We start from the raw sequence: 8,298 nt of genomic DNA, 5'->3' as shown, positions 1-8,298 counted from the left end.
GCGGCGGCCCCGGGCCGCCGGGGCCGGTACCCGCGCGGTCCGCCCCGCCGCGGGGGCGTGACCGGTCGGGTGCCCGCGCCGCCCCGTTCGTGCGGGCGCCGGGGGAGGTCGGCACCGCTCCGGGTGACCGGGGCCGCCGCGCGCCCGGGAGGTGTCAGGGCGTCACCTCCGTGCCGGTGGAGAGCGGCGGCGACGCTTCTGCACGCGCGTTCTCCTCGTCGGTCATCACCCGGGAGCGGAGCAGGAACCGCACCCCTTCCGGCGCCTCCAACGAGAATCCGCTGCCCCGGCCGGGGACGACGTCCACGGTCAGCACGGTGTGCTTCCAGTAGGCGTACTGGTCGGCGCTCATCCAGAACGGCGTGCCGTCCGGCAGCGTCTCCAGCAGCACGTCGGAGGCGCCGACGCGGAACTCGCCGCGGGGGTAGCACATCGGCGAGCTGCCGTCGCAGCAGCCGCCGGACTGGTGGAACATCAACGGGCCGTGGGCCTCGACCAGCCGGGCGACCAGTTCGGCGCCCGCGTCGGTGAGCCGGACGCGTTCCGGCGGGGCGCCGCCCGGCTCGTTGGTGGGCGCCCCGGCGCGCGGCGGCTGGGCGGACGGCGCCAGTGCGCCGCCCTCGGACTCGAAGTCGCCTGCCGGGGTGGTCATCAGAAGAGTCCGTCCCGCTTCGTGGAGTAGCTGACCAGCAGGTTCTTCGTCTGCTGGTAGTGGTCCAGCATCATCTTGTGGTTCTCGCGCCCCATGCCCGACTTCTTGTAGCCGCCGAACGCGGCGTGCGCGGGGTAGGCGTGGTAGCAGTTGGTCCACACCCGGCCCGCCTTGATCTCCCGGCCCAGCCGGTAGGCGTTGTTGGCGTCCCGGGTCCACAGGCCGGCCCCGAGGCCGTACAGCGTGTCGTTGGCGATCGTCAGCGCCTCGTCCACGGAGTCGAAGGTCGTCACCGAGACCACGGGGCCGAAGATCTCCTCCTGGAAGACGCGCATGTCGTTGGTGCCGCGGAAGATGGTGGGCTCCACGTAGTAGCCGCCGTCGAGCCCCTCGACCGTGCGGGCGTTGCCGCCGGTGAGGATCTCGGCGCCCTCCTGGCGCCCGATGTCGAGGTAGGAGAGGATCTTCTCCAGCTGGTCGTTGCTGGCCTGTGCGCCGACCATCGTCGCCGGGTCCAGCGGGTCACCCGCGACGATCGCCTCGGTCCGCGCGACGCAGCGCTCCATGAAGGTGTCGTAGATGCGGGAGCTGATCAGGGCGCGCGAGGGGCAGGTGCAGACCTCGCCCTGGTTGAGGGCGAACATCACGAACCCCTCGACCGCCTTGTCCAGGTAGTCGTCGTCGGCGGCGGTCACGTCGTCGAGGAAGATGTTGGGGCTCTTGCCGCCGAGCTCCAGCGTGACCGGGATGATGTTCTCGCTGGCGTACTGCATGATCAGCCGGCCGGTCGTGGTCTCCCCGGTGAAGGCGACCTTCGCGACGCGCGGGCTGGAGGCCAGCGGCCGTCCCGTCTCGGCGCCGAAGCCGTTCACGACGTTGATGACACCGGGCGGCAGCAGGTCGGCGATCAATTCCATGACCAGCAGCAGGCTCGCCGGGGTCTGCTCGGCGGGCTTGATCACGACGCAGTTGCCGGCTGCGAGGGCGGGGGCGAGCTTCCAGGTGGCCATGAGGATGGGGAAGTTCCACGGGATGATCTGGCCGACGACGCCGAGCGGCTCGTGGAAGTGGTACGCGACGGTGTCCTGGTCGATCTCCCCGATGCTGCCCTCCTGTGCGCGGATGACCCCGGCGAAGTAGCGGAAGTGGTCGACCGCGAGGGGGAGGTCGGCCGCGAGGGTCTCCCGGACGGGCTTGCCGTTCTCCCAGGTCTCCGCGACCGCGAGTCGTTCCAGGTTCTCCTCGATGCGGTCGGCGATGCGGTTGAGCACCCGCGAGCGTTCCGCGACCGAGGTGCGGCCCCAGGCCGGAGCCGCGGCGTGGGCCGCGTCCAGCGCCAGTTCGACGTCCTCTGCCGTGGAGCGCGCCACCCGGCAGAACGTGCGGCCGGTGAGGGGGCTCGGGTTGTCGAAGTACTGCTCCTTGACGGGCGCCACCCACTCGCCGCCGATGAAGTTCTCGTACTGCTCGTCGTAGCCGACGATGCTGCCCTCGGTACCGGGCTGTGCGTACACCATGACGGTTCTCCCTCTCCACGGTCCGGCTGGACGACGGTGGCAGCACGCCGGGCTGGGGCCGCTCGGCCACCGCTCGGCCAGCGTCTCCAGCGGTGGTTGGCGCAGGGTTGGGGCGCAGGTCAGCCGCGTGACGCGCATCACTCGACCCCGAGGCGTCGACGCCGGGGCCGCCGGGGCCGTCAGTCGGCGAGTGCGGCGCTGAGCAGTCCCCGGACGCCGGCGCGGCGGGGGTCGTCCGGCGCGAGCCGGGCCAGCGTCCGCTCGTGGACCTCCACGTCGTCCGGGGCCACCGCGCCGTAGCGCAGCAGTATCTCCGGGTCCTCGCTGCCGAGGACGGCGGAGCGGACGGCGACCTCGATCCTCCCGCGCCACACCGCGACGCCCGGTGCGTCGGACCGGGGCAGCAGCGGCCCGCGGTAGCGGCGCACCACTCCGGCGAGGTCACCGGCGTCCAGCGCCCGCAGTACCTGGACCGCGTCGCAGGCGATGGCCCGGGTGAGCCCGTAGCGGCGGGGGGTGATGTGGCCGCCGAGCGCGCGCCGCAGGTGGGAGACCTCGGCCTTGAGGGTGGAGTCGGTGACGGGCTGGTCGCCGTAGAGCGCGAGGCGCAGCGCCGCCGGGGTCAGCCCGAGCGGTTCGAGGGCCAGCAGGGTGAGGATCTCCAGTTGCCGGGGCGGCAGCGGGAGCGCCGCCCCGTCGCAGACGCAGTGCGCGGTCTCGCCGAGGCAGCGCAGCAGCAGCGGCCCGTACGGCGGACCGCTCTCCCCGGCGGACGGCGGGCCCGCGGCGGAAGCGGGGACCGACGGGTCGGCGGGAGCGGGCGTCGCCCCCGACGGCGCGCGGGGTGGTCCGGGATCGTCGTGGCCGACGGCGGCGCGCGCGCCGGGGCCGGCGGCGGGATCGCCCGCGACCGGTACACCGCCGTCGGGCACTGCCGCAGCGACGGGGGTGCCCGCCGAGACCGGGACGCCCACTGCCACCGGCCGGTGGGCCGTCGGGGTGAGACGGACACGCGCGGGCCGGGGCGGCTCGGCCAGCCTCGCCTCGATCGCGGACGCCGCCGTGCGGACCATGGACATCGCCATCGGGTGGCAGCGGTCCCAGGTGCTGGAGAGGTCGACGACGCCGAGGATCCGCCCGTCCGGGGCGCGGACCGGCGCGCAGTAGCAGACCCAGCCGTGCAACGCCTCGACCAGGTGCTCGGCGGAGAAGACGGTGCTGGGTCTGCCGGTGCGCAGAGTGAGGGCCAGCGCGTTGGTGCCCATCGCCGGTTCGTTCCACCGTCCGCCCGGTGCGAAGTTGACGCGCTCGGCCCGGCGCCGCATGACACGGCCGCCGCAGGTCCACAGGATCGTGCCGGTCCGGTCGGTGACCGCGGCGATGTATCCCGCGTCCTCGGCCGTGCTCCGCAGCTCGGCGCCGATCGCCGTCACGGGCGCGCGGAGCGGCGAGGCGGCCCAGCGGGGGTGGACGGCGCCGCCGTCGGTGACGGGTGCCCCGTCACGGAGCGGGTCGACCGTCGGGAGCGAGCGGCGCCAGGAGTCCGCGACCTCGGGGCGGCCCGGGGGCCCGTCCTGGGCACGCCACGCCGTGTCGGCGGCGGGGACCCAGCGTGACCAGGTCTCGGTCAGCTCGGCCCGTCGTCTGCTGAGATCGCTGCTGTTCGGCATGTTCACCCCTCGACCGCGCCGTCGTGCAGGGCCCGCACCCCCGATTGTCGCGCAGGCGGGGCGGTACGCACCCGGGGTCCGGAAAGGCGCCCGCGTTCCGCCCACCGCGCGCGGTGTCCGCGCCGCGGCGGCAGTCGGGTGCGCCGGGGTACGCGGTGGCACGGTGGCGGCGCCGTGCCACCGGGCGCACGACACGCGCCGTGTCCCGGGCGGCTGCGGGGGCGCGGACACGGGTAGCCTCCCGGCGGTACACGTGCTCCCGCCCGGGGGCACCCCGCGATCGGAACCAGGGCGGCATGACGCGCATGAGGCGGCATCAACTGATAGTCGGAACACTGGCGGTGGCGCTCGCCGCGACCCTCACGGGGTGCGGCGAGGAGGGACTCTCGCTTCCCTCCGCCGATGAGATCGCCGAGAGCGCGACCGGCGATCCGGCGCCCGAGGGCGGTTCGTCCGAGACGACGCTGCCCAACCTCCCCGGCGCGCAGGAGGGACGGACGATGCTCGGCGAACTCACCGTCGCCGAGGAGGGTTCGATGGCCGGCTACTCGCGCGACGAGTTCCCGCACTGGCAGTCCACCGACGGGTGCACCGCGCGGCAGCACGTGCTGATGCGGGACGGCGTGGGCGTCGAGACGGACGACAACTGCCAGCCGCAGCAGGGCGAGTGGTACAGCGAGTTCGACGGCGAGACCCTGACGGCCGCCGCCGACGTCGACATCGACCACATCGTCCCCCTGGCCGCCGCGTGGCGTTCAGGTGCGGACTCCTGGGACCGCGACAGGCGTCGCGAGTTCGGCAACGACCTGGAGAACCCGCAGCTCATCGCGGTGAGCCAGTCGTCGAACCGTTCCAAGGGCGACCAGACGCCGGCGGACTGGCGCCCGATGGAGTCGTACTGGTGCGACTACGGACTGGCCTGGACGGCGACCAAGCACACCTATGAGCTGACGGTCACCGACGAGGAGCACGAGGCGCTGACGGAGATGTTGGACACCTGCGGCTGACGCGACCCGTCCGGCCCGCCCCTGCCGCACCCGGGGGCGGGCCTGTCGTGCCGGTCGACCGGACCGGGGGCGAATGGGTGCAGTGGACCGGCCCCCGCCCGCGTCTCGGGGTCAGATGCGGGTCCGGTAGCGCTCCGCCTTGTCGAGGATGGCGGTGAAGCGCTCCCACTGCTCGGCGCCCTCACGGGTGGGGCCGACGGTGAAGTCCTCCGGGTCGAGGAAGTCGAAGCGTTCGCGGGTGGCCGGATCCAGGTCCCGCCACGCCGCCTCATCCTGCGGTGACCGCGCCACAGTCGTTGCACACCCAGTTGCCGTTGTTGAGCCGTCGGCCGCTGGTCGAGCCGCATGACGGACACTTCATCACGCCGCTCCTTCCCCACACCAGCAGCTCATGTGAAAGGACCGACTGTAGCGCGCCGCAACGCGGCGTGGCAGCCCCTCGCCCCCTGGTGACGGCCGCGCGCCGGGCACGGGCCGGGCGCGCGGCGGCGTGACCGGAGCGCGGGGCTCCGCCGAGCGGAGTGCGTCGCCCAAAAGAGGCGCGCAACCTCGCATTGCGCGCCCCCTACGTGCTCCCCCGCGCTCCGCCTCGGCCCGACCGTCGTCGCGATCGACGCCCGTCGGCCACCGGCCCCGGGCGGTCGGACGCTGCGGGCCGCTCGGCTGCGACGGCGCGGGCCGGAAGGTCGTCTCATGCGCTGAGATGAACGGCTGCCCGCGCAGGGCCCTCCGCCCCGGGGCGGGCCGGTGTGGCGACCGCGCGCAGGCGGCGACACGACAGCGCGCGACACGACAGCGGCCGTCCGGCGGCGTTCCCACCGCCGGACGGCCGCGATCACCGTCCGCTCCCGTCGTGCGCCGTCCCTGCCGCTGCACGACGATGCGCGGCCTGGTCCGTCCGAGTGCGGCCCGAAGGGCTCAGCCCAGCCGGAACAGCCGCGCGAGGAGACCGGGTTCGACCATGGCGGCTCCCAGCTCGACCGGGACGGCGACCGCGCTGTCGTGGTCGCCCACGGTGAGGCTGCCGACCTCGGTGCCCGCCCCCGCCTCCGAGGGCAGACCCTCCATCGTCGGGTACCGGTCCGGGAACTCCTCGTCCCCCTCGGCCTCGGCGTCCTCGTCCGCCGCGGCGTCGGAGGAGGCCCGGCCCGCCGGTTCCTCCGACAGCCCGACGCGGACCGTGAGCCCGGGCCAGCCGACGGCCGTCACGTCCTCGCTCACGGCGACCGGTGTCCGACCGCCGAGGCCGTCGTCCACCGCGCCGACGGTCTCACCGGCGGCGAGCACGGGTTCCGTCGTCAGCTGGTCCTGCGCGAAGCGCATCAACGCGTCACCGGCTGTTATGGCACCGGTCCGTATCGAGTTGTCCGACGGGTGCGGCGGCTGGCTGAGCACGGCGCCGACGATCAGTACGTTCTCGCCGTCCACCTCCTGGCGTGCCGCGAACAGGAAGTTGCCGCCGGTCTGGGTGCGGCTGCCGGTCTTGATGCCGACCACGCCGTTCACCGGCACCAGCGAGTTGCCGTTGTTGTGGGTCTCGCCGTACTGGTCGGTGTAGGAGGAGACGCCGACGATCTGACGCATCACCGGGTCCTGCATGACCGCCCTGCCCAGCTTGACCTGGTCGGCGGCGGTGCTCACCGATCCGAGGTCGTAGCCGGCCGGGTCGGTGTAGACGGTGTCCTCCATGCCGAGCTCCGCCGCGGCGGCGTTCATCTTCCGCACGAAGGAGTTGGTGTCGCCGGAGTCCCAGCGCGCCAGCATCCAGGCCACGTTGTTGGCCGAGGCGATCATCAGCGCCTGCAGCGCCTCCCGCTGGGTGATGGTGTCGCCCGCCAGTATCTCGACCACCGAGTCGCCTCGGCTCTCGCCGAGGCCGAAATCCTCCTCGGCCTGCGGATCTATGCGGATGTCCGCACCGTCGCCGTCCGGCTCCATCGGGTGGTCGCGCAGGATCACGTAGGCCGTCATGGTCTTGGTGACGCTGGCGATCGGGACGGCCTCCTGCTCGCCCGAGGTCCCGAAGGTCCCGACGCCGTCGACGTCCAGCGCCGCCTGACCGGCGTCCGGCCACGGCACCGCCGGGAGTTCGCCACCGAAGGTGTACGACTCCGCCGCGGTGCTCGCCAGGGCCGGCTCGGGCAGCGGACGCAGCAGCTGCGCGACGGCCAGCAGCACGACGAGCAGCAGGACCAGCGGGGTCCAGATCTTCACCCTGCGCAGTGAGGTGCGCAGCAGTGACGGCGCCGGTGCCTGCCGGTTGGTGAGCTCGGCGAGCAGGTCCATCGGCGCCCGCAGCGCGTCCGGGATCGGCGGGGGCGGCCCGTCAGGGGCGGGCGCCGCGTCCGGGTCCCGCTCGGCGGGGTCCTCCGTGACCGGTCGCTTGGGGACGAAGAGGGTCTTGGCGTTGCCGTCGATCCGCTCGTGACCGGCCGCCGGAGCGGCTGCGCCGAGGGCCGCTGGCTCCCTGGTCCGCTTCTTCGCCCACTCCGGGGCCGCGGGTTCGGCCCCGTCCCCGCCGTCCTTGACGGCGGGGACGACGGCGGTGGAGGCGGCGGTGGCGGCGAGGCCGCCGTCCGTCGCGTCACGGAGCGGGACGAAGCGGCTGGGCCGCCCGGCCTCGCCCTCCTTGCCGTCCGGGGTCTTCGCGACCGAGACCGTCGCCTCGCCCCCGGCTTCATCGGCGTCGTCGGCGGTGTCGGTGTCGGCGGTGTCGGTGTCGGTCCCACCGGCGGCGCCGACGCGCTCGGGCACGGGCTCCGGCTCGGAGTCGGGCTCCAGCTCCGGCTCCGGCCCCTTCTCCGGAACGGACTCCGGCTCGACGGAGGTGTCGTCCACGGCCGCGGCGGGGCCGGGCACCCGGATGACCTTGGTGGCGTGGTTGTCCCCGTCGTCCTGGGGCCCGACGGGCTCTGTCCGCTCGGGCGGACCCACCGGTCGCGCGGGGTCCGGCTTCGCCGCGGCCTCACCGGTCGGCACGTCCGCCGCGGCGGACGGCGGGGTGTCCCCCGCCTTTGCGAGCGTGACGGACGGGCCCGGCTTCCCGGCCGCCGCCCCGCCGCCCACCGCGGGCCCGGACTCCGGCCCCGGGCCGACCCGGGAGTCGTCGCCCTCCTCGGTGACGTTCCCGGGGGTGTCCTCGGGCGCGGGGGTGTCCTCGGGCGCGGCTCCCCCCGCGGCGGCCGGAGCCGCCGGAGGGCCGGGCCGCTTCTTCTCCAGGGTGAGCGCGGCAGGGGCCGCGGCTTCCGGCCCGTCGGCCGCCCCGTCCCGGACGGACGACGGGTCCGGCCGATCGGCCGCGGGGTCATCGTCGGGCGCTGCGCCCTCCGCCGCTGCCCCGGCGCCGTCACTGCTGCGCACCTCACTGCGCAGGGTGAAGATCTGGACCCCGCTGGTCCTGCTGCTCGTCGTGCTGCTGGCCGTCGCGCAGCTGCTGCGTCCGCTGCCCGAGC

Annotated in this window: 6 protein-coding genes; 1 reads left to right on the top strand and 5 read right to left on the bottom strand. The window is 74.4% G+C overall.

The window, feature by feature from the left end:
- Positions 1-154: 154 nt before the first annotated feature.
- The 3 genes from HCJ92_RS19855 to HCJ92_RS24440 form a co-directional block, all read right to left on the bottom strand.
- Positions 155-652, bottom strand: coding sequence for a DUF779 domain-containing protein (locus tag HCJ92_RS19855; protein WP_167934981.1), 498 nt, complete (start codon positions 650-652; stop codon positions 155-157).
- A complete protein-coding gene (gene exaC / locus HCJ92_RS19850; RefSeq protein WP_167934980.1) occupies positions 652-2,169 on the bottom strand; it encodes an acetaldehyde dehydrogenase ExaC in 1,518 nt (505 codons plus the stop codon). Before exaC ends, HCJ92_RS19855 begins: the two co-directional genes overlap by 1 nt.
- A gap of 179 nt (positions 2,170-2,348) precedes the next feature.
- Positions 2,349-3,839, bottom strand: coding sequence for a helix-turn-helix domain-containing protein (locus HCJ92_RS24440; protein ID WP_209311357.1), 1,491 nt, complete (start codon positions 3,837-3,839; stop codon positions 2,349-2,351).
- A gap of 296 nt (positions 3,840-4,135) precedes the next feature.
- On the opposite strand from HCJ92_RS24440, the gene HCJ92_RS19840 reads away from it, so the two are divergent.
- The gene (locus HCJ92_RS19840; protein ID WP_209311356.1) at positions 4,136-4,846 is read left to right on the top strand and encodes an HNH endonuclease family protein; all 711 of its coding nucleotides are present in this window, start codon (positions 4,136-4,138) and stop codon (positions 4,844-4,846) included.
- 111 nt (positions 4,847-4,957) lie between these two features.
- Here the strand turns inward: HCJ92_RS19840 and HCJ92_RS19835 are convergent, their stop codons facing one another.
- Together HCJ92_RS19835 and HCJ92_RS25665 are read right to left on the bottom strand one after the other, a co-directional pair.
- Positions 4,958-5,137, bottom strand: coding sequence for a hypothetical protein (locus tag HCJ92_RS19835; protein ID WP_167934979.1), 180 nt, complete (start codon positions 5,135-5,137; stop codon positions 4,958-4,960).
- Between the two features lie 627 nt (positions 5,138-5,764).
- Positions 5,765-8,206, bottom strand: coding sequence for a D-alanyl-D-alanine carboxypeptidase (locus HCJ92_RS25665; RefSeq protein WP_209311355.1), 2,442 nt, complete (start codon positions 8,204-8,206; stop codon positions 5,765-5,767).
- Positions 8,207-8,298: the final 92 nt, after the last annotated feature.

It is taken from the genome of Streptomyces spiramenti (assembly GCF_012034385.1).
Classification (GTDB): Bacteria; Actinomycetota; Actinomycetes; order Streptomycetales; family Streptomycetaceae; genus Streptomyces; species Streptomyces spiramenti.
The sequence above is the reverse complement of the archived record's forward strand: the minus strand, read 5'-3'. Positions and strand labels throughout refer to the sequence as shown.